A 22,906-nucleotide genomic window follows, 5' to 3' on the forward strand; every position below is an offset into this window, starting at 1 on the left:
CCGTCCTTTTTGGACGGGCGGGACGCCCATCCCACAATAACAATTAAAATTGTAAGTTATTTAATTCGCGATCCTAAAATCGTATTACCGTCTCGCGATTCTCACACCTTCCCTAAAATGCGCGATCGTGGCAATTACTGCTATAGAAAAGTAAAATATTCTAATCAACCAAAAACAAACCCGCATTGACCAAGAAACAATAGTCGGAGCAATACCTGTGAACTGTACAAATCTGGAATTAACTTTTTTTTCAAAGCTGTCCAGGTCTTTCATCTCCGATTGTTTCGTGGGAATAACGGGAAACTGACCAGTATATACGTAATAACCGATAAAACCAGGCAATCCCACTTTTCTATTCAAAAATGAGTTAGTTAATGTTGCAGTTTGCGCTGGTAATAAATTATCCGATTCCTCTACTTTTTCCAGCCAAGAATTATATCTGATGGCTGGCGTAATCATGAAAACTAAAGGAACTATAACTATCAACAAAGCGGCACTAATTTTTCGACCATATTGAGGGTGTAGAAGCCTGGTCGCCACACCCACTCCCATACCGATAAATGCAAATATCAATATATTTAACAGTTCAATAATTTCGAGGCCTCTCAACAAATCGCCGATAATCAGAATGGTATATAATAATTTGTCTGCCAGTAGCAGAGCTGCCCACTTGATCAGAATTGAAACGCCTACAATAGTAGCTACAATCGCCACATACCCAATGCCACCTAGAACGTAGAGTAAAATCGAACCGACTTGTTTAAATGACTGCATGGAATTATTCACTCTTGTGAAAGTTTAGGAGTCTGATTGACAAAAATTTTAAAAATTTATAGCAATCTGGAGTTCCAAATTTGATTTTTAAAGTTGATTAGATCAACATCTGGAAATCAATCTAAAATCTAAAATCTACAATCGATCGACAAGTTCCCGCGCCGCCGCTTTGGTGACTTGTGCGATCCGTTCCTTCACAACATCCTCTTCGTTAGCGCAGCCCTCGAAGAGGATCGCCCTGTGGTCTGTTTCTTGTTCGCGATCGATCCCCAACCATAAAAGATACTCGATATTACCGGCCGGGCCAAGTAAAGGCGACCACGTTAAGCCGCGTTGCTGCCATCCTAAAGCTGTGGCTGCCTTCCACACTTGAAAAATCGCATCAGCTTGAGTTGCTGAGTCTCGCACTACGCCTTTTTTCCCGACTCTCTCGCGCCCTACCTCAAACTGCGGTTTTACCAGCAACACCGCTTCTCGCGGTGGTGCCAACAATTCCCACAGCGCCGGTAAAATCTTATCCAGGGAAATAAACGACACATCTACTACCGCCAAATCTGCATAAGCCCCTATTAGCAACGAATCTTGCTCCCCCCCTTGACAAGGGGGGGCTGGGGGGGGTGACTCCCCATAAAGCTCAGTAGCAGTCATGTACCGCAAATTGGTGCGTTCTTTCAAAATTACCCTTGGATCGTTACGCAAGCCCCAATCTGCTTGACCGTAGCCAACATCTACGCCATACACTAGGGCGGCGCCTGCTTGCAGCAGACAGTCGGTAAAACCGCCTGTGGAAATGCCACCGTCGAGACAAATTCTGCCTGCAACGGGAATCGCAAAAACTTCTAAAGCTTTGGCTAATTTGTCGCCGCCTCTGGAAACATAGCGCGATCGCTCTTTAATCTGAATTTTTGCTGCAATGTCAACCTCAGTGCCCGGTTTGTCAACTATCTGTTGGTTGATGGAGACTTTCCCAGTCCGAATCAATGCCTGAGCTTGCTGTCTGGAACTGCACAAATCTAGGCTGACCAATAAAGTGTCTAGTCGCTGTTTAGCCAAGGTTTTTAATCTGTACGGATAGGGTTAAGAACAGTACCAGATTAGCACTTACGCACAAGCCCGACTGCTAATTTTTGGCAATTATTTTGGTTTTTTGATCGTCGCGGGGCGATCGCCCCACCTCACCTTATGTGACTGAGATCGCTTTGATTGTGTAGTTTTATCACAGATATACCTTCATAAAATCACACAATAATTTTGGCTGCTAGCGGATGATTTAGATGCAGCTAAAAGCGCTACAAATACCATCAGGGCGATCGACCATGAAAACAATTAACTTTCCAATCAGAAATCCGGGCAATTGTCAAGAAAATCCCCTCGCCTTCGTCAGCGGTGACATCATCCACATTCTTTACCCCAATGGCGAAGTAGAAGCAACAACCGCCGAACAAGTGGATCTGGGTCAAACCAAAAATCCCCTCGACAAATGCCTCGTCTGGGGATGTGTTGACGATTTTTAACACCAGTTTCAAACAAGAATGCAATTATAGGGAAGCTCCCAACCCTTAATTCATCAGTCATTCCCAATTATTCAAATTTTTCATCTATTATTTTTAATCTACTATTTTTAATCTGAAATCTTTTATCTACAATTGTATAGCAACCGCCACATAGGTTAGGACATAAATAATGTCATGAATAGATCCTATGACCCTTTAGCATAAACGGTTTGATGCTCGTAGTATGTAACTGTCAACTGTCAACTGTCAACTGTCAACTGCTATATAACCCATAAAAAAAGATCGCTTGGAGGCTGTGAGGCCAAAAAAAGCGATCGATCTAACTGCTGCTAACTGCAAGCCACAAGTGCAATTCGCTGCTAAAAGAACTAGCAAATTGACTTAAATATCTTGTTCGCTCAATTCGCGAATCATGTAATCAAAAGGCTGATCCAAAAAAGGCCCCACAGACAAGCCAGCAGCTTCCACCTGAGCCTTAACCATCTCCTTCATAATGCTAATCCCCATCACCGTCGGGCCAATGGGAACGCTTAGAGAATTGTAAGTTTCTCGCAAACCTTGCAGCACGCGCTCGTCGAGCACGTCGGTACTTCCAGCCACCAGGGCGTAAGTAGCATAGCGCAAGTAGTAGTCCATATCCCGCAGACAAGCCGCGTAGCGACGAGTCGTGTAGGCATTTCCACCGGGACGGATCAGTTCTGGCTGTTCAGCAAATAGCTGGATACCAGCTTGCTTAACAATTGCCGCAGCATTGCTGTTAATCGCAGCCGCCGCCTGTACCCGTGCCGTGCCCGTTGCAAAATAAGATTTCAACCGATCGATACCATCTCGGTCTAAATACCTACCAGCAACATCATAATTTTCAATCAGGCTCGTCACTGCATCGCGCATAAGTTTCTCTCCCAAAAATCTTTATCAATACTTTGCTATCTGAGACAGACCGCCTATTGTAGACTACTACAAATCGGCGTTTGATTAAGATTTGAGATAGGATTTTCACCAAGGGTAGTCTATCCGCGGCAAACTGTCGTAACATTCACCCGTTTGCCTTGTATCTTCATCCGACAAATAATCCACAGGGCAAGAATCTCAAACTGCCCGGCCCCACTGGGCCCCTATTTCAAACTTTTGTAGCCCTAGATACAAAATAGTGGATACTGAAGGCCTACGATCGCCCACACAGTCTGAAATCGGCCGATCGCCAAGACACAACCAATATCAGGAGTAAGTCATGTTCCAGACACCCCAAGAAGCCTTAAACTACATACAAGAAAATAAGATCCAGATCGTTGACCTCAAATTCATCGATATGCCGGGGATCTGGCAGCACCTTTCCCTGTACCACGACCAAATCGACGAAACCGCATTCACAGACGGCGTACCCTTCGACGGTTCCAGCATTAGGGGCTGGAAAGCCATCAACGAATCAGACATGACGATGGTCATCGATCCGACCACCGCTTGGATGGACCCGTTCATGGCAGAACCGACCATCAGCTTCATTTGCAGCATCAAAGAACCTCGCACCGGCGAACCGTACAGTCGCTGTCCCCGCACCATTGCCCAAAAAGCCATAGACTACTTGCTTTCCACCGGTCTCGGCGATACAGCATTCTTTGGCCCGGAAGCAGAATTCTTTATTTTTGACGACGTTCGCTTCGACCAAACCCAAAATTCCGGCTACTATTACGTAGATTCGATCGAAGGTCGTTGGAATTCCGGCAAAGAAGAAGCAGGCGGCAACCTCGGCTATAAACCGCGTTACAAAGAAGGTTATTTCCCAGTAGCACCAACCGATACCTCACAAGACATGAGAACGGAAATGCTGCTGACAATGGCAAAATGCGGCGTACCCATCGAAAAACACCACCACGAAGTCGCCACCGGCGGTCAATGCGAACTCGGTTTCCGCTTTGACACTTTGGTAAAAGCCGCCGACTACTTGCTGACTTACAAATACGTCATCAAAAACGTCGGCAAAAAATACGGCAAAACCATCACCTTCATGCCCAAACCGCTATTTAACGATAACGGTTCCGGGATGCACGTTCACCAGTCGATTTGGAAAGACGGCCAACCTCTATTTGCAGGCGATCAATATGCAGGTTTCAGTCAAATGGGACTGCATTACATCGGCGGCATTCTCAAGCACGCACCGGCACTTTTGGCACTCACCAATCCCACAACTAATTCCTACAAGCGGTTAGTTCCTGGTTTTGAAGCGCCTGTAAACTTAGCTTACTCTCAAGGAAATCGATCGGCATCAGTGCGGATTCCGTTGTCGGGAACCAACCCCAAAGCCAAGCGGTTAGAATTCCGCTGTCCCGATGCCACATCCAACCCCTATTTAGCATTTGCAGCCATGCTGTGCGCCGGCATAGACGGCATCAAGAATCAAATCGATCCGGGCGAACCTTTGGACGTGGATATCTACGACCTTTCCCCTGAAGAATTGAGCAAAATTCCTTCAACTCCCGGTTCCTTGGAAGGCGCTTTAGAAGCTTTAGAAAAAGACCACAGTTTCTTAACTGAAACTGGGGTATTTACCGAAGACTTCATCCAAACCTGGATTTCCTACAAACTCGACAATGAAGTCAACCCAATGCGGCTGCGTCCTCACCCCTACGAGTTTGCTCTCTACTACGACTGTTAGAAAATTAACAATTAAAAATTAAAAGTTAAAACTGGTAATTATACCATTTTTAACCTGTGATTTTTAATTAATAAGAACGCCGCCCTTAAAAGCGGCGTTCTTTTTGAGTTTAGAACTTCTGGATCAGCGCCCAGACTCTCCCGTTACCAGACACTATCTGGGCAACGCTGTTAGTAGTAGGGCCCATTGTAGCCTCAGAAACATCCTCTACAGCCCATTTATTTGCTTTCTCATCAACAATAAACAAATCGTCAGCGGTAGTGCCTTCCTGAACCCGATATATCTTATTCAAAATGAAACGCTGTCGCGCCTCAGCTTGTGGTATGCCCGTAACTTCATCAGGATCGATAGAGAGGGCACTGCCTTCTTTTAATGTACCTTTCGAGTTGCTTAAATTGCGATCGTCCCTTTGAGCAACCCGCACGCCGTGAAGCTGCAAACCAGGCTCAATCTCAGAGATATTTGAGATAGCAGCTACGGCCCCACTTTTTCCCAAACCGAGAACCGCTGCACTAATAGTCAAAATTAGCAAAAACTTGAAATGATTCATTATATTTATGCTCCTTTGTTTGTGAGATTATGCACTCATTCTAAATTAGCAATTAGCAATTACCAATGACCAAACAATGTCCGATATTTTTGTGATGATCCGCAATCAGAGTAACGTCGCCATGACTTCTGTTGACGGCATTGCGTTTGTCACTTTACTGACTCAAGAAGGACGAGTGCTGGCCGAGGAGACAGTTGATCTGTTTGAGGCCGATGTGAATTTTGATAACCTGAAGCAGGGAAAATATACTGTAGTTGTCAGGCACGAAGGCGTTGAACCTCGATCGGCAACCTGTAGTGTTACAATCACCGATGAAGATAAAGTAATCATGCTGACATTTGTTTACTTGGAGCTAGAACGGGTGTTGCTCCGCATTCAAACTTCAACCGAAGAAAGACTATGACCGTGAAAGTTACTCCGCCAAATTCAATTAAAATGTTTCGCTATCGAGTGCATTTCTTGGCAAAAGACCTCTGGAGGGAAAAAAACCCGATTTGTCGGATGAATCTGGCTTTACAGTTAGCCGATGTGGCGACAACTCTGGCTAGGTTGGAAGTAGAAGAGGCGCGAAAATTTCAACAAGAGTCTGCTAGTGTGGAGGTTTCAGACTCGACGGAAACTGAAAACTTTTGAGTGTATGAGGTTGCTTTGTGTGATCCGCGCAACCCTTGCGTGATAGCAGTTTAAAAAAATAATCTAACTGTATAAAAGCTCCCAACCCTGATAGTCAGGAGTCATTTTTAATCTAAAATCTAAAATCTAAAATGGTATGGCTCGCAACTCAAAACTATTGTCATTTGTTGAGCTAGTAAAAAAATTGTCTGTATAAAATTGAATGTCCGTGCTAAACAACAACTTTCACCCTTGCGAGGTAATTGGTTGTTGCAAAAACTGCGTTACACTTATACAAGTATCTTTACAAAACAACATAAAACCATGACTGTTGCCTATCCCCGCAAGCTTCGCAACGCAATGGGAGCGCGCGAAATTTTAGCTAATGTAGTGCGCGATCGCGAAATTCACCTGATCACCCTCAACCGCTACCGCTACAGCGAACAGCGCAGTTGCAAAGACCTCACCGAGGTGATCGAACAGCTAAACGGGGAACCAGCCGAACTCGTGCGCGACCTCTCCCGGCACATTTCCGACGAAGCGCGACACGCTATGTGGCTCACTGACTTGCTGGTAGACCTCGGCCAAAATGTGGGAACGCCGCCGGGAGTCTCCTACATTGACGAATTTGAAAGGTTGTATGACAGCGAACAACAAGACCCCACCACAAACCGCGAAGACTTCGTAATTTCTTCCCTCGCCGCGATTAACGTCACCGAGAAGCGGGGCTGCGAGTATTTCTCAGCGCACATCCACGCCCTCAAACAGGCTCCCCAAACCGCAGAAAACGTCAAAATCCGCGAAACAATCGAAAAGATTTTTCCCGAAGAAGCTGGTCACGTCCGCTGGGGCAACCGCTGGCTGGCCCAAATCGCCGACAAAAGCCCGGAACACCGCCAGAAGGTGGAACAGGCAAAGCGCAAGTATGTGGCGATCGAACAAGCAGCTTTTGAATCGGGAATGGATATCATGCTGGGGGCAGAACTCCGCCGCGTCACCCGCCTTGTGGATATTGCCAATACCATGCCGATGTGGGAACGCCCGCAATACCTGATGGAACGCTTGCCCAGAACCCTGCTGGCCCCGGATCTACAAATGACCAGAGTAGATGTAGCTCAGCGCGCCTGGAACCGCGACCCGCAGGCATTTATGGAGAAATTGGTGCCCATGTTCCTCAACGGCTTGAATACCATTGAGAAGAAGCCGGCGGCGACTAAGCCCAAGGCTTAAAAACGATCGCGAACCTGATTGAAACCGCTTTCCAAGTCAAACTTGCGTCTGCCTCCGCAAACAAGCGAGATCTACTGGTTCCCAGGCCTAGCCTCGGAACCAGTTATTTAAAGTCATAATTTGTACTCGTTACCAGGCAGATCCTGGTAACGCAGATCCAGATGCTCTGCCTCAAGTTTTCGTAGTTAAGCGAGGCGGAGCCTCTGGACATCGGTTCCCAGGCAGAGCCTAGGAACAAGTTACTCTGGACGGAGCTTTAAGATTTAAAATTTACAATCTGAAGAACATAGCAAGTAAACTGATTATGGGAATAGTTTTCCATCTAAATATAATCATGACTACCAGCGAGCCGAACATACAAACAGCTTCCGCAGAAAGCCTATCGAGGGAAAGCGCGATCGCCTCCGAGCAGGTCGAAAAAGCCACAGCCGTCACCTATGCAGAAGAAATTGAAACTGTCATCGCCAGCATGGCTGTAGACCAAAAAGTGATGGTCGGTCAAAGTGAAGCTGGCGGACATCTTTGGAAGTTTAAGTACGGCAGTGTTGAAGTGTTCGTGCAACTCACCGGCGAAACCGAAGATGATACTTTGACTGTTTGGGCTTTTGTACTGCAGTTGCCTGCGAAGAATGAAGCTCAATTAATGCGGAAACTTCTAGAAATGAATTGGCTGTCTACTTTGGAATCTCATTTTGCCATTGTTGACAATCAAGTTGCGGTAATATCGACTCGGACGATCGCCGAAATCTCGACCGGAGAAATTTCTCGTGCTATCACTATTGTCGCCACTATCGCCGATGACAACGACGATATTCTGCAAGCAGAATTCGGTCAGTAGTGATTAGTTAACAGTTAACAGTCAACAACTAATACTTAAAAGTTAAAAGTTAAAAGTTAAAAGTTAACAGTTAACAGTTAACTAATATGCAGGCCCTGCGATCCAAGCAATAGTGATTCCCAGCCCCAAACCGACAAGCACTTGAAAAGGAGTGTGTCCCAGCAACTCTTTCAGGCGAGCCTCATTAAGGTTGTGATCTTCCTCAAAAAACTCGTCAATAATTTGGTTGAGGATGCGAGCTTGCTTGCCTGCTGCTTGGCGGACGCCTGCTGCGTCGTACATGACAATAATTGCAAAGATCGCAGCGATCGCAAAGTCCGGACTTTCCCATCCCATCGTTTGTCCGACTTCAGCAGCCAAAGCGCCCACAAAAGACGAGTGAGCGCTGGGCATTCCCCCCGTTGTTACCAAATACTGAAGATTAAACTTGCGATTTTTGACCAACTCGATCGGCAACTTCATGATCTGAGCCGCCAGACAAGCGATCAAAGCAACCACGAGTACATGATTGTTTAAAATGCCGCTGCAAATTTCCTGCATAGTGTTTAGTATTTCTAGTTACTGCGGCTGGTAATATAATCGGCGATCGCCAGCAGCGGTAGAGCTTTGCTCCCAAACACTGCCAATTGAGCCTTAGCATCAGCAACAAGCTGCGAAGCTTGGCGCCGAGACTCCTCAATTCCCCACAAACTCGGATAAGTGACTTTCCCTGCTTGAACATCTTTGCCAGCAGTTTTGCCCAGTTCTTCTTGGGTAGCAGTAATATCCAGAATGTCGTCAATGATCTGGAAAGCCAACCCAATATTTTGAGCGAAACGAGACAGCCGCTGCAAATCCGCAGCCGAAGCCCCAGCCAGAATTGCCCCACAAACTACGCAGGCCTCTAACAGCGCGCCTGTTTTGTGAGCGTGAATGTAATTCAAAGTTTCCAGAGAAACATCTGTCTTTCCTTCCGATTCCAAATCAACCACTTGACCGCCTACGAGTCCAGCAGCACCCGATGCCCGCGCTAAATGGGCGATCGTCTGCAACACCTGTTGGGGGGGTACGTTCTCAGTTTTAGTGGCGATAAATTCAAAAGCATAGGTCAACAAACCATCGCCAGCCAAAATGGCGATATCCTCGCCGTAGACTTTGTGGTTCGTCAGTTTGCCGCGCCGGTAGTCGTCATTGTCCATTGCCGGCAAATCGTCGTGGATCAGCGACATCGTGTGGATCATTTCCAAAGCGCAAGCTGTCGGAATTGCCATAGATGTAGTGCCGCCGGCCAGTTCGCAGCTAGCCAGACACAGGATCGGACGCAGGCGCTTGCCCCCCGCTAGCAGCGAGTAGCGCATTGCTTCGTAAATTTTCTCTGGGTAGATGACCGGCAGTGCACTGTCGAGAGCTACCTCGATCGCCTCTTTTCGCTTGACTAGATAAGTAGATAAATCGAAAGAGGATTCCGGTTGGGACGAACCCATTTCTGTTGCCAATACCATCCCTTGCTCTCTTGTACTTAATATTTATATGGGATATTGTGAGCCGTTGGGGTCGCATCGTGCTGACTTTTACGGCAGTAGTTGCTCGAACTCCGAGCATCAATTAATCATTCTACGGGTGTTGTTGCACAGAAAATCTTTGAGTTTTGATAAGTTTGTCAAATTACCAGTCAATCTAAAATTTACAATCTCAAATCTCAAATCTCAAATCTGCTAATGTGTCTGGCGACTTCCAAAAACCGTTGCACCGCCGCCGTTGGATCGCTTCGCCAAATTAGAGCGATCGCCACAATGCAGGTTGATTCTGGTAACGCTTTGTAAACAACCCCGCTGCGCTGGAAATTTTGCATCGACGCCGGGACGATCGCCACTCCCATCTCGGCGGCTACCAGACTCACAATGGTTTGCATTTGAATTGCTTCTTGAGCCGCGATCGGGCTAAAACCTGCTTGTTGACAAAGACTGACGATCGCATCGTACAATCCCGCAGCCTGGGAACGCGGAAATAGGATGAACGGTTCCGTGGAAAGTTCGCGTAATTCAAGATGCGTGCGATCGGCCGCCGGATGCGTTTCTGGCAGTGCCACGATCAGCGGTTCTCGAAAAACGATTTCAGAATTTATCCCATCTTCCTCAACCGGAGGGCGCACGAAGCCGATATCAATTTGCCCGAACCGCAACCGCTGCAACTGTTCGTTTGTTGTCTGTTCGTGCAGTTCGAGCTTGACGGCGGGACACCGAGTGCGAAACGCCTGTAAAATCGCTGGAACCACGTTGTGTGCAGCAGAACTCACAAAGCCGATCGTCAGTTGGCCGAGTTCGCCCCGACTGGTTTGTCTGCCGAGTTGAATTGCTCGATCGACTTGCTGCAGAATTTTCCCGGCTTCCTCGAAAAAAACCTGTCCCGCAGCCGTTAAATGCACCGTCCGCTTGGTGCGGCGAAACAGTTGAAACCCCAACTCTGCCTCTAAATGCTGGATTTGTTGACTCAGCGGTGGTTGGGCAATATGCAGTTTTTCGGCTGCACGAGTGAAATTCAATTCCTCTGCAACTGCAATGAAATAACGCAAATGCCGAAGTTCCATAGCTCCTCAATCATTTATATTTTAAAAGTATAAGTGGTTAGTTAAACATATATTGGACATTAATGATGATGTTTCATACAGTGATTAATAGGCGACATTGAGAATTAAACAATGGCTAATTTGGATATCAAAATTAGAGAAGCAGAGCTGGCAGATTTGGAATTAATTCTTGCTTTTATTTCGCAAAAATCAGAATTCGATGGAGTTCCACATCTTTTAGAAGCAACAGCAGATAAATTGCAGCAAACGTTGTTTTTCCAGCCTCCGCTAGTGCGAGTATTGTTGGCGGAAGTTGCCGACACAGCGGTAGGGTTTGCGATGTTTTATGCTTCCTATTCAAGTCTTTTGGCGCAGCCTTGCCTTTGGCTTGATGATTTATTTGTGCAAGCTCATTTTCGCGGTATGGGAGTCGGGACAGCGCTGTTAAAGTATTTGGCACAAATTGCTGAGTCCACAAATTGCGGGCGGATTGAATGGACTGTTAATACTGGCAATGCGCCTGGTATTGCTTTTTATGAAAAGCAGGGAGCGCGGATTTTGGAAAATATTAGGGTTTGCCGAATCGAGGGAAGTGCGATCGCCCAACTAGCTAACAAATAATTTGATTGGTTTTGTGAAGAAGGTTTTTTTGTTAACCGCAGAGAACACAGAGAACACAGAGAAAGAGAAGACAGAGAAAGAGAAGACAGATTTAGGATATTTATCATGGCACAAAATTTTTGGAATACAGCTCTTTATGAGAAAAATCATGCTTTTGTTTGGCAGTACGGCGAATCGCTTTTGGAGTTACTATATCCGAAGGCTGGTGAACAAATTCTGGATTTGGGCTGCGGTACGGGACAGTTAACTGAAAAGATTGCTCAAAGGGGTGCTTTTGTACAAGGTATTGATTCCTCTTTGTCGATGATTTCCACGGCAAAAGTTAACTATCCTCACATTAACTTCGCGGCCGCAGATGCGAGTATTTTTCAAGTAGAAGAGCCGTTAGATGCTGTGTTTTCTAATGCGGTTTTGCACTGGATTAAACAGCCGGATGCTGTGATTAATTGTGTGCAAAAAGCGCTGAAGCCGGGAGGGCGTTTTGTGGCTGAGTTTGGGGGTAAGGGGAACGTGGGGGCGATCGTCCGGGCAATTTTGAGTGTTTTGTCAGAAATTGGCTGCCAGGAGCCTGAAGCGCTTAATCCTTGGTATTTTCCGAGTATTGGCGAGTATGCTGGGCTTCTGGAAAAGCAGGGTTTTGAGGTGGGTTATGCGGTTTTGTTCGATCGTCCGACTCCCCTAGAAGGTGGCAGCGCGGGTATGGTAAATTGGATTGAGATGTTTGCTGGCGGGTTTTTGTCGGGGTTGTCTGAGGATGTGCGTGAAGCGAAGCTATCCCGTAGGGAATCGCACGTAATTAAAGCAGTTGAAGAACGTTTGCGATCGGCGCTGTACCGCGATGGTAATTGGATTGCAGATTACCGCCGAATTCGCGTTGTTGCTGTCAAACTGTAGGGCGCGTCGCGATCGCAAATCTTCAAATACGATCGAAAATTTCAGCAGCGACGCACCCTACGTTAGGTGCATTTGTCATGACTAATGACTACTTGATACTGTAACTCGAAACGGTATTTTCCAAAAGCATAGCAACAGTCATCGGCCCGATTCCTCCCGGCACCGGCGTGATAAATTCGGCTACTGTTTTAACAGCATTAAAATCTACATCTCCGGCTAAACGACTCGTACCGTCTGGATTGACGACGCGGTTAATACCGACATCAATTACTACTGATCCAGGTTTGACCATATTAGCTGTAATCATTTCTGTGCGGCCGACTGCGGCTATTAAAATATCGGCTTGATTGGTAATAGATTCTAAGTTTTGCGATCGCGAATGAGCTACAGTAACAGTACAATCGGCTTCTAACAGCATCAGCGCCATCGGTTTTCCTACCAAAATACTGCGGCCCAAAACAACGGCATTTTTTCCTTTCAAATCAATCTGGTATTCCTGCAATAACCGCATCACTCCGGCGGGAGTACAACTCCGCAAACCTTCCTCCCCGCGCACGAGACGGCCTAAATTTACAGGGTGAAGTCCGTCAGCATCTTTATCGGGGGCAATTTGGTACAGCAGCGAAATTGCATCTAAGTGTTCTGGTAGCGGTAATTGAACTAAAATGCCGTCTACTCGATCGTCCTGGTTGAGTGCACGAATTGCAAGTTCTAGTTCGGCTTGAGTAGCGTTGGCTGGGTAATGCTGGCCGAAGGAAGCTATCCCAACTTTAGCGCAGGCTCGCTCTTTATTGCGAACATAGGCTGCGCTAGCTGGGTTGTCCCCTACCATCAGCACCGCAAGTCCCGGAGGACGACCCTTTTTGGGTTGTAGGGCGCGGACTCGATCGCTCAGCTCGCTTTGAATCTTTGTCGCTAAAGCTTTGCCATCTAGTATTTGAGCAGTTTTGGCATCCATTGTAGACTCTGGGTTAGGGGCTGATGATTTTAGATTTTAGCTTAATCCCCGCCAAGGACTACACTAGAGAAATTTCTTACTTGCGATCGATTCTGGGGATTCTGTTAAAGTAAGTCGTATCTCACATCTCAAATCAGTTGACAATGACTACTGCAATTAAGCAAGTTTGGGTTCAAAGATTCTGTACCAGCTCTTTGTCGCTAATCCTCGCCAGCGGTTTTTTCAGTTGCGGCAATTTACCCATGTCTCAACTTAATCTTGGTTTTAATGTTGCTAGCATTGGCGACATTCAACAAAAGCGACAAGTCGATGGTGAAGTTTATCTCCGGGGAAAGGTGGAAAATCGCGCTCCGTTTGTGGGGACTGCGGCTTATCAACTTGAGGATGGTACTGGCAGTATTTGGATTTTAACCAAGCAAGAGTTGCCCCAGCTTGGCGATGAAGTATTGCTGAAGGGAGAAGTCCGCTACAAGAGTATTACTCTGAAGGATTTGGCCGGAAAAGATTTAGGTGAAGTTTATGTTGAGGAAATGGAACAATTAAAGCGCACTCCAGCGGCAACTAAATAAAAATAGGAAGATGCTATAGCCTTTCTCAGTAACATGAGGTGGTCATAGGGAGCCGTGGGCATAGGGTTCGCCCCCATATTTCACCACGCTTGAGAACCGCTATAATTGATTTCATTAAGTGATTCTATTTCATAAAAATCAAAGGTTTATAGTTGCGCTTGGGCGATTTGGATCTGTTTATTTATCCTCAAAGTTCATTAACCATAATATTATGGTCGGGGCGGGTTTACCTAGATTTTTGGTGGGTTTTACAGATGTTGGTGAACCCGCCCCTACAGCAATTTATTCCTTCTTCCTTCTTCCTTCTTTCTGCTTTTTAACAAATGACTAAAATTCACGTTGCGATCGCGATTTTGTACCAAGACGGCAAGTTTCTCTGTCAGTTGCGAGACGATATTCCTCATATCAGGTATCCCGGACATTGGGCTTTGTTTGGCGGACACTTGGAACCGGGGGAAACTGCGGAAGTGGCTGTCTTGCGAGAATTGAAAGAAGAAATTAGTTATGCTCCTGCAAGTGTTTCTTTTTTCTGTTGTGATGTCGAAAAAGATGTTGTTCGCCACGTTTTTTATGCACAACTTAGTGCGGATGTCAAGGATTTAGTTTTGCTTGAGGGTTGGGATATGAAGTTGTTGACACCCCAGCAGATTCGGATCGGCAAATGCTTTTCTGAGCAGTCAGGAGATGTGCGACCTTTTGGGATTGCTCACCAGCGTATTTTATTGAATTTTATTGACTCGATTTGAGAAAATTGGCACTCACCCCACATTGCAGGGGTTTGAGGAGGGAGATATTCGTAAGGTGCGCCCAGGCGTGCACCTTACATTGCAGGCAGAGCTGTTTCATTATCTTGTAGGGGCAGCCCCCCGTGGCTGCCCCAATCTCTGAAACACGAGCAAATCGTGGATGGGGAGGGTAGGCACGGGGAGTAGGGGTAGCACTACAAGAGTCAAAATCATCGTTTTCTGTAGGGGCAATCCGACCCCTACTCCCCGTGGTTGCCCCGAAACAGCCCTGACATTGCAGGGGGTTTAAAAGTTAAGAGCGAGCCGCAATCATTCCGGTTTGGCGCGCGTAGTCAAACAACCCTCCGGCATCTATTACTGGCCCTACTTCTCCTAACGGTTTGAGCGAGAAAGTTCGATCGAGAGTGTGGTTGACAATTACCTCTGCTGTAAAGTCGATCGTCACTTCTTGACCGGTTACAAACAAGTCGCAGAGCCGCTCGACTGATTCGATCGGGTACAATTCGCCAGTAGCCGAGCAATTGCGAAAGAAAATGCGCGCGTAAGACAAAGCTACCACCGCTGTGACACCTGCAGCCCCCAGAGCGATCGGAGCGTGCTCCCGCGAAGAACCGCAGCCAAAATTTTCGCCCGCTATGATAATCGGATACCGGGTTTTCTGTTCGCCGGATTCGATAAACTTACCGTAGCGATCGGGCAACCCAATCATCGCGTAACTGCCTAGTTTCTCGTACTCATCCGGCTTCGAGGGTACCAGGGTCAGGTATTCGGCAGGGATAATTTGATCTGTATCGATGTTGTCGTCTACAACAAAAATTTGACCGCTAATTACTTTACCCATAGTTTATTTCCTGTTAGCCTCGCTCGATGCTGTGGTGATAATTTTAAGTGGATCGGTATGCAAGATTTGCATCTGTTCATTTTAACCTGGCAGTGTCAGTGATAACCTGTATGAATAAAAATTAGATCCGAGACTTTGGGTTAACAATTAACAGTTGCTAAGCGTCAACATAGTTTTATGGCAAATCCAATAGATGACATTGCTCGACAAGCTCGCGAGGGCTCGGTTGCATCGATTATTCAAATCCTTAATGACGAACTGGCACAGGTAGGGGTCAGGGCCCGAGCTGTGTTTGCAGACGGGGTGTTGCAACTGCTGTGCGAAGCTGCAACGCCCCAATTGCTCGAAGAGTCTAGTTTGGTCGATCGAGTCCGAGCAATTTTGGAACGCATTTCGCCCCACAATATTCGCCGAGTCAACATCAACAGCCGGCTTGTCCGAGAACACCAACTGCTGTGGCTGGAAGAAATTAGCCGCGATCCCGAAAATCAACTGTTGTGGTCTCAAGAAATTAAACTCCGAAAGCCGAATTTGTTCAAGCGTTTAGCCACAGCCCATCACGAACGACAAGCTGTGGGAGGCAAGCGGGCTTTGCCAAGAATGGCTATACCTCGATCGATGCAGCAACCGCGACAATTTCAGCGCGGTATCGTCGGCGGCATCAGCTTGAGCGTGCTGTTGCTCGCTGCAGCGGCCGCCATCTACAAAGGACTTAATTCCCAAGTGCCAAACACTACACAAGCCAGCACCCAAGCAGTTGCCAGTGCTCCTCCCTCGGAGGCAAAACCTGCTGTGAAAATTTCTAAGGAGACTGTTAATTCTGCTGGTGACTCTTTTGCACAAGCAGTGCGAGTAGCCGAACAAGCAGCCACCGAGGGCAAAACCGCTCAATCTCGCGAGGATTGGTTAGTCGTAGCTGCTAAGTGGCAGCAAGCTTCCGATTTGATGGCAGCCGTGCCTTCCAAACATCCCCGCTATACCACAGCTCAGAACCGGACGGCACTTTATCGCCAAAATAGCGATAAAGCCCAACAGGAAGCACAAAATAAATAAATTTAACAAGAGAGTTCGCCGCGCTGCTCTAGGTGTTGTGAAAAATGAGTTTTTGAGTCAAAACTCGGAAACTCTCAGCCGGCGTTATGAGTGATAATTTGGGGATTTTGAATTTTTGCGATCGGCGTTACTAGATCGGCGGATTTGTATCACAATAAAAATTTGCTAGTATCACAAACTTAAATAGGAAACATCACACAGTGAGAAGATGGGTGTCACTAAGCGGTCTCTAGAAAAGATTCATACTACTAATAACCGTCAATCGATTTTAGATTTTAGATTTTAGATTGACCCCACGGATAAATTCGGGGGGCAAGTTTCATCGGATACAGGTTTTTGATTTTTGGACGGATGAATCACGTGGCGGGTATCCTGGATGCGAGGGGGTCAAAATTAGGGGAATGGGATTGATAATCATCCGGTCAAGGATGGCAAAGTTCATCCCGTACAGATCCAAGCGTAGAAAACAGGAAAATAGAACTCGGTCATATCTGGGTATATTTTTACATATCGAGTCACCCGCCGATCGGCTCCACAAACACAGAAAGCAGACTCATAATGGTTAAGCCGACAGTTATGGAGAGGTTCTATATTTGTTGCAGCGGTAGTCGGCTCAAACATCTTAGAATAAAGGCTTGGTTGCCATGATCGATCGCCAGAGAAATCAAGACTTTACTTTGATCGACAGATCGCCGTCAGAGTCTTGCACATTGCATTTACCGCAAATCGCAGAATCAGTCTCAGTCCCAAAATTTCTGGATCGTCTTATGCAGTACCAGGTCGATCCTGCCCTTCTCGGGCGACAAATTTGCCAAATTCTCGCCACCAGCTTTGATCGAGAACTCCTGCTGCTGCAAATAGCCAATACTTTGGGGGCTGCATGGCGGGCAGATTTCTGTTTGGTTACTGCTGTGGTTGACCAGAAAGTAGTACATCCGAACGCTTACTGGCAAAATTGGAGCAATCTCCCTTATGTTGCCGATGTTGCCGATTCGACTCCAACACCGGAACACCCCCAAACTACAGGATTAAAACCGCCTAGCATATCACTCGAACATCCCGCTTGGGCAAACGTCCTAGCAAACGGAGAGATAGTGGTGATATCCGACTATCTTGATATTCCGGCAGCTTCATCGCCCAATTCCCCTGTGACTCCGCTGCCTTTTCGGGCAATTTTGGCAGGGCCTGCGCGATTTGGAGGGACTGTAAATGGCATGATAATTGTTGGTAAGTCGCAACCTTACGAGTGGTCGGTAGCCGATCTGCAGCGCCTGGAAGCAGCATCAGACGCGATCGGCAGCGCGATTTCTCACCTTCAAAAAACTCAAGAAATTGCCAGCTTAAACGAACAGTTACAGCGACAAGCTAAATACAAAAATCTACTCAAGTCAGTTGCTGCCTCGATCGGCACCAATTCAGAAGTCGATCGAATATTGCAGCAAGTTATTCAAAATACCGTCGATACCATGGAAGTAGATAGAGGCCAAATCCTCCTATTGAAATATACAGATCCTCTATTTACAACTCGCTCCCCCAATCAAACTCCCAAAGCGAAAGTCGAATTAGTTTGCGAATCGGTTGTAAAAAAAGATCCAAATAAACAGGCAATAACACAAAGCGCAGTCGGAAAAAAAAGCTCAACATCCAGAAGAAAAAACAAGGATAAAACTGCTAATTCCCCAGCCAAAATTCCCAACTCAAAACCAAATAACTATCCAGGTTTTTGGCTATCAGAATCTAATTTGTGCCACCAAGCATTCCACAGTGCGCCCCGACCCCTAGCCCTCGCTGATGCAGGCGAATTAATCGCCAAAGAACAAGAAGTAGCCACAGAAATTTTGAAACTCCAAGGCATTCGCGGCTTGCTGCTGGTTCCCATCACGGGCGGTAGCTGCCACGAAACAGTTTTGGGTTTCTTGGTTTTGCAGCACTCGAAGCCGCGCACTTGGAACCCGGAAGAACTAGAAGTTCTCGAATCAGTCAGCGCTCAAGCGAGCAAGATGATGATCCAAACTCAAACGCTTAAGGAATTGCAAACCGTAGTCTTAGACAGAAACGCTCAGTTGCAGCAAAGTCTCGACGTGCAGGGGAAACTGTACGAACAATCTGCCAATCAGCTAGAGCAAATGCGGAAATTGAAGGTGGTTAAAGACGAGTTTCTCAGCACTCTGAGTCACGAGTTGCGTACCCCTTTAACAATCATGAAGCTGGCGATTCTGATGCTCAAACAAGCTGAACAGCCGTCAGCGAATCGGACTAAGTATCTCGACATTCTAGAACAGCAGTGTTCTAAGGAAACTGCTCTGGTTAACGATTTGCTGGCCCTCAAGCAGTTTGAGCCTCAGCAAGTCCCAATTTCTCTAATCAAAATCGATCTCAACCGTTTATTTCAAGATTTAGTTAGGGATTTTGAAAAACAGTGGGCGGATAAGCAATTGACTCTTAAGGTGGATTTGCCCAAATTGACCCCTTGCTGGGAAACTGACCCGGACATTCTCAATCGGGTACTGCTGGAACTGCTGACGAATGCTGGAAAATACTCTGCTTCTGGAACGGCGGTAGTTTTGGAAGTGTCTGAGGCAGTCGGTTATATTGTCCTGAGCCTTTCTAATTTCGGGCGTGGCATTTCTGCGGCTGATTTGCCCCACATCTTTGAGAAGTTCCGCCGTGGCACTGGCATTACTGACCAAGCTATCGCCGGTACGGGTTTGGGGCTGGCTCTGGTAAAGTGTTTAGTGCAGCACTTGAATGGTACTATTGATGTATCTAGCTGTCCGGCAGAAAGTTTAGAAGCTGACAATTTGTGGCGCACATCTTTTACTCTGACTCTGCCGCTATTTGCAGCGGAACTCTGTAATGTAGAAGAATAGTTCGGTTGAAAAGCTGCTCTTAATTGGCCGCGAACAGGCGAAACGACAAGACTTGCCAGAAGAGGGAGATTTGGAAATGTTGTAAACACTACCAAGTCCTCTGTTTTGAATTGTTTGTTTGGTTGCTGTCTAAATTGCCGGTTCTCGATTGCTGATTTTACCCAGGACTGATATTATGTCTGGTTATTGGGCAGTAATTAGCGCGTGTTTTTAGTGAGTACGACTGTCCTCTATTTATTAATTAATCAGGACTGGCATTACTTACTATGAACTTAATTATAATTGTATAGCCGGAGATGATATTACGCAGTATAGACCAAAGAAACTGAGTTTTTTAACTGTTTCAAAGGCCTGCAACCCGTCTTTTCGTACAAGCCGGTTTCTGCGTCCTGGATTGTCCCCTAAAAATTGTCACGGTGCATGGAATTCGATCGCCAATATTATGCTCACAAAAGCTGCACCTAAAACCCTGCGTTGGCAACGTTCTAAATATTCGCCACTGGCACGGCAAATAGACATTTTTGCAGCGGCGGGAAAGTTTATGTTTTTTTTGTGGTGGGACGCACTGCTGCAAAATAATTCGCCTCAAACTAGAAGAATTCGCGCTCATTGGTTGGTCAATACTTTGCTGAATTTAGGCCCGACTTTTATTAAAATCGGCCAGTCTCTCTCGACTCGCGCAGATTTGCTGCCGCTTGAGTATGTCAAGGAACTCGAACAGTTGCAAGATCGGGTTCCTCAGTTTAGTTCCGAAGAGGCGATCGCTCTTGTAGAATCAGAGTTAGGCAAGGATATTTATGCTTTGTACCGCGATTTTGACCCGTCGCCTCTGGCTGCTGCGAGTCTGGGACAGGTGCACAAAGCAAGGCTGCACACCGGGGAAGATGTGATTGTAAAGGTGCAGCGTCCGGGTTTGGAAAGTTTATTTGATTTGGATGTGAAGGCGGTGCGCCAAGTGATGCGTTTTTGCGATCGCTATTTGCCTGGGACGCGCAAATATGACCTGGAATCTATTTATCACGAGTTTTTTAAGATTTTATATCAAGAAATTGACTACCTGCAAGAAGGTAAAAATTCCGATCGCTTTAGCCAGAATTTTCGAGAATATCCTCAGATTATTGTCCCCAAAGTCTACTGGCAATACACTACTAAAAAAGTGCTGACTCTAGAATACGCACCCGGCATTAAGGTGGACGATCGCATTAGTTTAGAGGCGATTGGAGTCGATATTGTGAAGCTCAATCAACTTGGAATTTGCTGTTATTTGAAACAGTTGTTAATTGACGGTTTTTTTCAAGCTGACCCCCATCCGGGAAATTTGGCGGTGACAGAAGATGGTAGCTTGATTTTTTATGATTTTGGGATGATGGCGGAGGTGAAGTCTCTGGCTAAAGACCAAATGGTCAAGACTTTTTTTGCTGTGATGAGAAAGGATACTGACGAGGTACTCAATACTTTAATTACGATCGGCTTAGTTGAGCGGATGCCGGATATGATGCCGGTACGCAGGCTGATTGCTTTCCTGTTGGATAAGTTTATTGATAAGCCGATCGACTTTCAAGCTTTTAATGAAATTAAGAACGAACTTTACATCATGTTTGAGCAGCAACCGTTTCGCTTGCCTGCAGAAATGATGTTTATTGTCAAGTCAGTCACGACTCTCGACGGCATTGCTAGAACTCTCGACCCTGACTATAATTTCCTAGCATCCGCTCAGCCTTTTGTCAAGAGTATTGCGGTGAGCAAGGGGCGGGGAAATGCGATCGGAGAATTGGCAAGGCAAGCGCGAAGTTTTATTACATATAAGTTACGACAGCCGAGCAAATCGCAAGTTTATCTCAACCGTTTGGAGCAGCGAATTGAAGAGGGCGAACTGCAAATTAGAGTGCGAAATCTAGAGAGCGAAAGAGCCTTGAAACGCATTAATTTAGCCCTGAAAACTCTAATTTTCGCTTGTTTGACTGGTTTTGTCTTTTTGTCGGGTGCAGTGCTGCTAGTGGGCGGATATCAAACGGGGGCGATCGCAGCTTTTGCGGTTTCGGGATTCGGCGGCTTGTTTGTGTTGCGCTCGTTGTTAGACTTGTTGGTTAAGGAAAAGCTCGATCGAATGGTCGAGCGATAAATATACTGGGTAATTGGGAATTGCGATCGTAAGCTGCTACGCATTTAAATTGAATCCCGATCCGAGCTCTCCAGCCCGTTCTACAATAGCAGACGATCGGCTGAGGTTGGTACTGCAAACTAAGGATCGCGAATTAAATAATTTACACAATGAAAGTGGGTTTGGCGTCCCGTCCGGCCTTTCTGGACGGGCGGGACGCCCATCCCACAAGAACCATCACGCATTCTAAGTTATTTAATTCTCATTCCTAAACTTGTTAAAATAATTTGCGACTTTAGGTAGGGGCAGATTCTCAAAACACGAAGTTATACTCCTAACATATATTAAACGCGATCGCCCGCCCCTACAAAAAATGTACGCCCAAACATTGCTAAAACCAGACGGCCGCCCACTCACACTGTACAGCCGCTACCCAATCCCAAAAGGTATCGCGGCCGTAAGTCCCAGCAATGAACCCGTAGAGGCAAACCCGCACTTTCGGTGGCATCCTTTGCGGGGGGAATGGGTAGCATACGCCAGCCACCGTCAGGGAAGAACTTTCATGCCGCCGCCGGAATACAACCCGCTGGCTGCTACAATTAACCCTAAGTTTCCGACAGAATTGCCGCCGGGAGATTACGATGTAGCAGTGTTTGACAACCGCTTTCCCTCGCTGACTTTGCAAGCAAAAAACGCACCTGCAAATATTGTCGAAACTTTGCCAGCTAAAGGCATTTGCGAAGTCGTGGTTTTCACTCAAGATCCGCTGGCTTCCCTCGGTTCTTTGGAGTTATCTCATTTGGAATTATTGTTAGAAGTATGGGCCGATCGCACTTCAGTTATTGGCAGCAATCCCGAAATTGAATACGTCTTGCCCTTTGAAAATCGCGGCGTCGAAGTCGGAGTAACTTTGCACCATCCCCACGGTCAAATTTACGCTTATCCATTCGTGCCCCCGGTGCCCGCACGGATGTTAGAATGTCAATCGGTTTACTATCAAAAAAACGGTAGCGGTTTGCTGCAAGATTTGATTCAAAAAGAGATTTCCGACAACCAGCGAATTATTTATTTAGACGAAGAGGCGATCGCCTTTGTCCCCGCTTGTGCTCGCTACCCTTACGAAGTGTGGATTGCCCCGATCGCCCCCGCTGCTACATTTGTCGATTTGACGGAAAAACAGCGGCAATCACTCGCTAAGGCCTTAAAAACAGTCACCCTCAAATACGACGGTTTGTGGCATCGCCCCTTCCCTTATTTGATGGCTTGGTTTCAAGGGCCCACCGACGGGAAACCCCACCCAGAAGCGCATTTGCACGCCCAATTTTATCCGCCCTATCGATCGAGCGATCGCTTAAAATACCTAGCAGGAACCGAACTCGCCGCCGGAATGTTTGCCAACGACGCTTTACCCGAAGAAAAAGCTAAAGAATTGCAAGCAGTATCTATCGATTTTAGATTTTAGATTTTAGATTTTAGATTTTAGAGATTGTAGATTTTAGATTTAGCAAATGTTAACTAAAATCAGTGATTTTCTTCC

23 protein-coding genes are annotated in these 22,906 nt (G+C 46.5%); 14 read left to right on the top strand and 9 right to left on the bottom strand.

Going from position 1 to position 22,906, the window contains the following annotated elements; translation table 11 throughout:
• Positions 1-84: 84 nt before the first annotated feature.
• Positions 85-786, bottom strand: coding sequence for a hypothetical protein (locus QT987_RS24350; RefSeq protein WP_333057650.1), 702 nt, complete (start codon positions 784-786; stop codon positions 85-87).
• A 123-nt stretch (positions 787-909) separates the two neighbouring features.
• The gene (locus QT987_RS24355) at positions 910-1,827 is read right to left on the bottom strand and encodes a TlyA family RNA methyltransferase (RefSeq protein ID WP_333245395.1); all 918 of its coding nucleotides are present in this window, start codon (positions 1,825-1,827) and stop codon (positions 910-912) included.
• A 221-nt stretch (positions 1,828-2,048) separates the two neighbouring features.
• Here QT987_RS24355 and QT987_RS24360 point away from each other — a divergent pair, with 221 nt between their 5' ends.
• Positions 2,049-2,288, top strand: coding sequence for a hypothetical protein (locus QT987_RS24360; protein WP_333245400.1), 240 nt, complete (start codon positions 2,049-2,051; stop codon positions 2,286-2,288).
• A 381-nt stretch (positions 2,289-2,669) separates the two neighbouring features.
• Here the strand turns inward: QT987_RS24360 and apcB are convergent, their stop codons facing one another.
• A complete protein-coding gene (gene apcB, locus QT987_RS24365; protein WP_293258696.1) occupies positions 2,670-3,179 on the bottom strand; it encodes an allophycocyanin subunit beta in 510 nt (169 codons plus the stop codon).
• A gap of 340 nt (positions 3,180-3,519) precedes the next feature.
• Between apcB and glnA the strand changes: the two genes are divergently transcribed.
• On the top strand, positions 3,520-4,941 hold the full coding sequence (gene glnA, locus QT987_RS24370) for a type I glutamate--ammonia ligase (RefSeq protein WP_333245403.1): 1,422 nt from the start codon (positions 3,520-3,522) through the stop codon (positions 4,939-4,941).
• Positions 4,942-5,050: 109 nt separating this feature from the next.
• Here the strand turns inward: glnA and QT987_RS24375 are convergent, their stop codons facing one another.
• Positions 5,051-5,491: a hypothetical protein gene (locus QT987_RS24375; RefSeq protein ID WP_333245406.1), complete on the bottom strand. Its 441-nt coding sequence runs from the start codon at positions 5,489-5,491 to the stop codon at positions 5,051-5,053.
• Positions 5,492-5,567: 76 nt separating this feature from the next.
• On the opposite strand from QT987_RS24375, the gene QT987_RS24380 reads away from it, so the two are divergent.
• From QT987_RS24380 to QT987_RS24395, 4 genes are all read left to right on the top strand, one after another.
• The gene (locus tag QT987_RS24380) at positions 5,568-5,894 is read left to right on the top strand and encodes a hypothetical protein (protein WP_015178761.1); all 327 of its coding nucleotides are present in this window, start codon (positions 5,568-5,570) and stop codon (positions 5,892-5,894) included.
• Positions 5,891-6,124 carry a hypothetical protein gene (locus tag QT987_RS24385; RefSeq protein WP_333245411.1) on the top strand — a complete coding sequence of 78 codons (234 nt, stop codon included), beginning with the start codon at positions 5,891-5,893 and terminating at the stop codon, positions 6,122-6,124. Before QT987_RS24380 ends, QT987_RS24385 begins: the two co-directional genes overlap by 4 nt.
• 303 nt (positions 6,125-6,427) lie before the next feature.
• Positions 6,428-7,333 carry a ferritin-like domain-containing protein gene (locus QT987_RS24390; RefSeq protein ID WP_333057660.1) on the top strand — a complete coding sequence of 302 codons (906 nt, stop codon included), beginning with the start codon at positions 6,428-6,430 and terminating at the stop codon, positions 7,331-7,333.
• A 334-nt stretch (positions 7,334-7,667) separates the two neighbouring features.
• Positions 7,668-8,171 (top strand): YbjN domain-containing protein, encoded by a 504-nt coding sequence (locus QT987_RS24395; protein WP_333057661.1) that lies wholly within the window; start codon positions 7,668-7,670, stop codon positions 8,169-8,171.
• A gap of 81 nt (positions 8,172-8,252) precedes the next feature.
• Here QT987_RS24395 and QT987_RS24400 read toward each other — a convergent pair whose 3' ends face one another.
• The 3 genes from QT987_RS24400 to QT987_RS24410 form a co-directional block, all read right to left on the bottom strand.
• Positions 8,253-8,711: a divergent PAP2 family protein gene (locus tag QT987_RS24400; protein ID WP_333057662.1), complete on the bottom strand. Its 459-nt coding sequence runs from the start codon at positions 8,709-8,711 to the stop codon at positions 8,253-8,255.
• A gap of 14 nt (positions 8,712-8,725) precedes the next feature.
• Entirely contained in the window at positions 8,726-9,652 is a 927-nt protein-coding gene (gene crtE / locus QT987_RS24405; RefSeq protein ID WP_333057663.1) for a geranylgeranyl diphosphate synthase CrtE, read from the bottom strand.
• 197 nt (positions 9,653-9,849) lie between these two features.
• Positions 9,850-10,737, bottom strand: a complete 888-nt coding sequence (locus tag QT987_RS24410; RefSeq protein ID WP_333245414.1) for a LysR family transcriptional regulator — start codon at positions 10,735-10,737, stop codon at positions 9,850-9,852.
• 111 nt (positions 10,738-10,848) lie between these two features.
• On the opposite strand from QT987_RS24410, the gene QT987_RS24415 reads away from it, so the two are divergent.
• Positions 10,849-11,337 (top strand): GNAT family N-acetyltransferase, encoded by a 489-nt coding sequence (locus QT987_RS24415; protein ID WP_333245417.1) that lies wholly within the window; start codon positions 10,849-10,851, stop codon positions 11,335-11,337.
• A gap of 105 nt (positions 11,338-11,442) precedes the next feature.
• The gene (locus QT987_RS24420; protein ID WP_333245420.1) at positions 11,443-12,231 is read left to right on the top strand and encodes a methyltransferase domain-containing protein; all 789 of its coding nucleotides are present in this window, start codon (positions 11,443-11,445) and stop codon (positions 12,229-12,231) included.
• An 88-nt stretch (positions 12,232-12,319) separates the two neighbouring features.
• Here the strand turns inward: QT987_RS24420 and folD are convergent, their stop codons facing one another.
• On the bottom strand, positions 12,320-13,189 hold the full coding sequence (gene folD / locus QT987_RS24425) for a bifunctional methylenetetrahydrofolate dehydrogenase/methenyltetrahydrofolate cyclohydrolase FolD (protein ID WP_333245423.1): 870 nt from the start codon (positions 13,187-13,189) through the stop codon (positions 12,320-12,322).
• A gap of 143 nt (positions 13,190-13,332) precedes the next feature.
• Here folD and QT987_RS24430 point away from each other — a divergent pair, with 143 nt between their 5' ends.
• Both QT987_RS24430 and QT987_RS24435 read left to right on the top strand, forming a co-directional pair.
• The gene (locus tag QT987_RS24430) at positions 13,333-13,758 is read left to right on the top strand and encodes a DNA-binding protein (RefSeq protein ID WP_333233209.1); all 426 of its coding nucleotides are present in this window, start codon (positions 13,333-13,335) and stop codon (positions 13,756-13,758) included.
• Positions 13,759-14,081: 323 nt separating this feature from the next.
• Positions 14,082-14,504: an NUDIX hydrolase gene (locus QT987_RS24435; RefSeq protein ID WP_333245426.1), complete on the top strand. Its 423-nt coding sequence runs from the start codon at positions 14,082-14,084 to the stop codon at positions 14,502-14,504.
• A gap of 292 nt (positions 14,505-14,796) precedes the next feature.
• Here QT987_RS24435 and QT987_RS24440 read toward each other — a convergent pair whose 3' ends face one another.
• Positions 14,797-15,345, bottom strand: a complete 549-nt coding sequence (locus QT987_RS24440) for a LeuD/DmdB family oxidoreductase small subunit (protein WP_333042404.1) — start codon at positions 15,343-15,345, stop codon at positions 14,797-14,799.
• A 177-nt stretch (positions 15,346-15,522) separates the two neighbouring features.
• Here QT987_RS24440 and QT987_RS24445 point away from each other — a divergent pair, with 177 nt between their 5' ends.
• The 4 genes from QT987_RS24445 (at position 15,523) to galT (ending at position 22,831) form a co-directional block, all read left to right on the top strand.
• Complete coding sequence (locus QT987_RS24445; protein WP_333245429.1) at positions 15,523-16,398, top strand: hypothetical protein; 876 nt, start codon at positions 15,523-15,525, stop codon at positions 16,396-16,398.
• A 767-nt stretch (positions 16,399-17,165) separates the two neighbouring features.
• Positions 17,166-19,268 (top strand): ATP-binding protein, encoded by a 2,103-nt coding sequence (locus tag QT987_RS24450; protein ID WP_333245431.1) that lies wholly within the window; start codon positions 17,166-17,168, stop codon positions 19,266-19,268.
• A 442-nt stretch (positions 19,269-19,710) separates the two neighbouring features.
• Positions 19,711-21,390: an AarF/ABC1/UbiB kinase family protein gene (locus QT987_RS24455; RefSeq protein WP_333245451.1), complete on the top strand. Its 1,680-nt coding sequence runs from the start codon at positions 19,711-19,713 to the stop codon at positions 21,388-21,390.
• 352 nt (positions 21,391-21,742) lie between these two features.
• Positions 21,743-22,831, top strand: coding sequence for a galactose-1-phosphate uridylyltransferase (gene galT, locus QT987_RS24460; protein WP_333245434.1), 1,089 nt, complete (start codon positions 21,743-21,745; stop codon positions 22,829-22,831).
• Positions 22,832-22,906 lie beyond the last annotated feature (75 nt).

Source organism: Microcoleus sp. SVA1B4, assembly GCF_036700545.1.
GTDB lineage: Bacteria > Cyanobacteriota > Cyanobacteriia > Cyanobacteriales > Microcoleaceae > Microcoleus.

What these genes read in the sequence shown, in the direction of transcription:
- QT987_RS24360 (WP_333245400.1), top strand. Translation starts at nt 2,049, where the DNA reads ATGCAGCTAAAAGCGCTACAAATACCATCAGGGCGATCGACCATGAAA.
- apcB (WP_293258696.1), bottom strand. Translation starts at nt 3,179, where the DNA reads ATGCGCGATGCAGTGACGAGCCTGATTGAAAATTATGATGTTGCTGGT.
- glnA (WP_333245403.1), top strand. Translation starts at nt 3,520, where the DNA reads ATGTTCCAGACACCCCAAGAAGCCTTAAACTACATACAAGAAAATAAG.
- QT987_RS24375 (WP_333245406.1), bottom strand. Translation starts at nt 5,491, where the DNA reads ATGAATCATTTCAAGTTTTTGCTAATTTTGACTATTAGTGCAGCGGTT.
- QT987_RS24380 (WP_015178761.1), top strand. Translation starts at nt 5,568, where the DNA reads ATGTCCGATATTTTTGTGATGATCCGCAATCAGAGTAACGTCGCCATG.
- QT987_RS24385 (WP_333245411.1), top strand. Translation starts at nt 5,891, where the DNA reads ATGACCGTGAAAGTTACTCCGCCAAATTCAATTAAAATGTTTCGCTAT.
- QT987_RS24390 (WP_333057660.1), top strand. Translation starts at nt 6,428, where the DNA reads ATGACTGTTGCCTATCCCCGCAAGCTTCGCAACGCAATGGGAGCGCGC.
- QT987_RS24395 (WP_333057661.1), top strand. Translation starts at nt 7,668, where the DNA reads ATGACTACCAGCGAGCCGAACATACAAACAGCTTCCGCAGAAAGCCTA.
- QT987_RS24400 (WP_333057662.1), bottom strand. Translation starts at nt 8,711, where the DNA reads ATGCAGGAAATTTGCAGCGGCATTTTAAACAATCATGTACTCGTGGTT.
- crtE (WP_333057663.1), bottom strand. Translation starts at nt 9,652, where the DNA reads ATGGTATTGGCAACAGAAATGGGTTCGTCCCAACCGGAATCCTCTTTC.
- QT987_RS24410 (WP_333245414.1), bottom strand. Translation starts at nt 10,737, where the DNA reads ATGGAACTTCGGCATTTGCGTTATTTCATTGCAGTTGCAGAGGAATTG.
- QT987_RS24415 (WP_333245417.1), top strand. Translation starts at nt 10,849, where the DNA reads ATGGCTAATTTGGATATCAAAATTAGAGAAGCAGAGCTGGCAGATTTG.
- QT987_RS24420 (WP_333245420.1), top strand. Translation starts at nt 11,443, where the DNA reads ATGGCACAAAATTTTTGGAATACAGCTCTTTATGAGAAAAATCATGCT.
- folD (WP_333245423.1), bottom strand. Translation starts at nt 13,189, where the DNA reads ATGGATGCCAAAACTGCTCAAATACTAGATGGCAAAGCTTTAGCGACA.
- QT987_RS24430 (WP_333233209.1), top strand. Translation starts at nt 13,333, where the DNA reads ATGACTACTGCAATTAAGCAAGTTTGGGTTCAAAGATTCTGTACCAGC.
- QT987_RS24435 (WP_333245426.1), top strand. Translation starts at nt 14,082, where the DNA reads ATGACTAAAATTCACGTTGCGATCGCGATTTTGTACCAAGACGGCAAG.
- QT987_RS24440 (WP_333042404.1), bottom strand. Translation starts at nt 15,345, where the DNA reads ATGGGTAAAGTAATTAGCGGTCAAATTTTTGTTGTAGACGACAACATC.
- QT987_RS24445 (WP_333245429.1), top strand. Translation starts at nt 15,523, where the DNA reads ATGGCAAATCCAATAGATGACATTGCTCGACAAGCTCGCGAGGGCTCG.
- QT987_RS24450 (WP_333245431.1), top strand. Translation starts at nt 17,166, where the DNA reads ATGCAGTACCAGGTCGATCCTGCCCTTCTCGGGCGACAAATTTGCCAA.
- QT987_RS24455 (WP_333245451.1), top strand. Translation starts at nt 19,711, where the DNA reads ATGCTCACAAAAGCTGCACCTAAAACCCTGCGTTGGCAACGTTCTAAA.
- galT (WP_333245434.1), top strand. Translation starts at nt 21,743, where the DNA reads ATGTACGCCCAAACATTGCTAAAACCAGACGGCCGCCCACTCACACTG.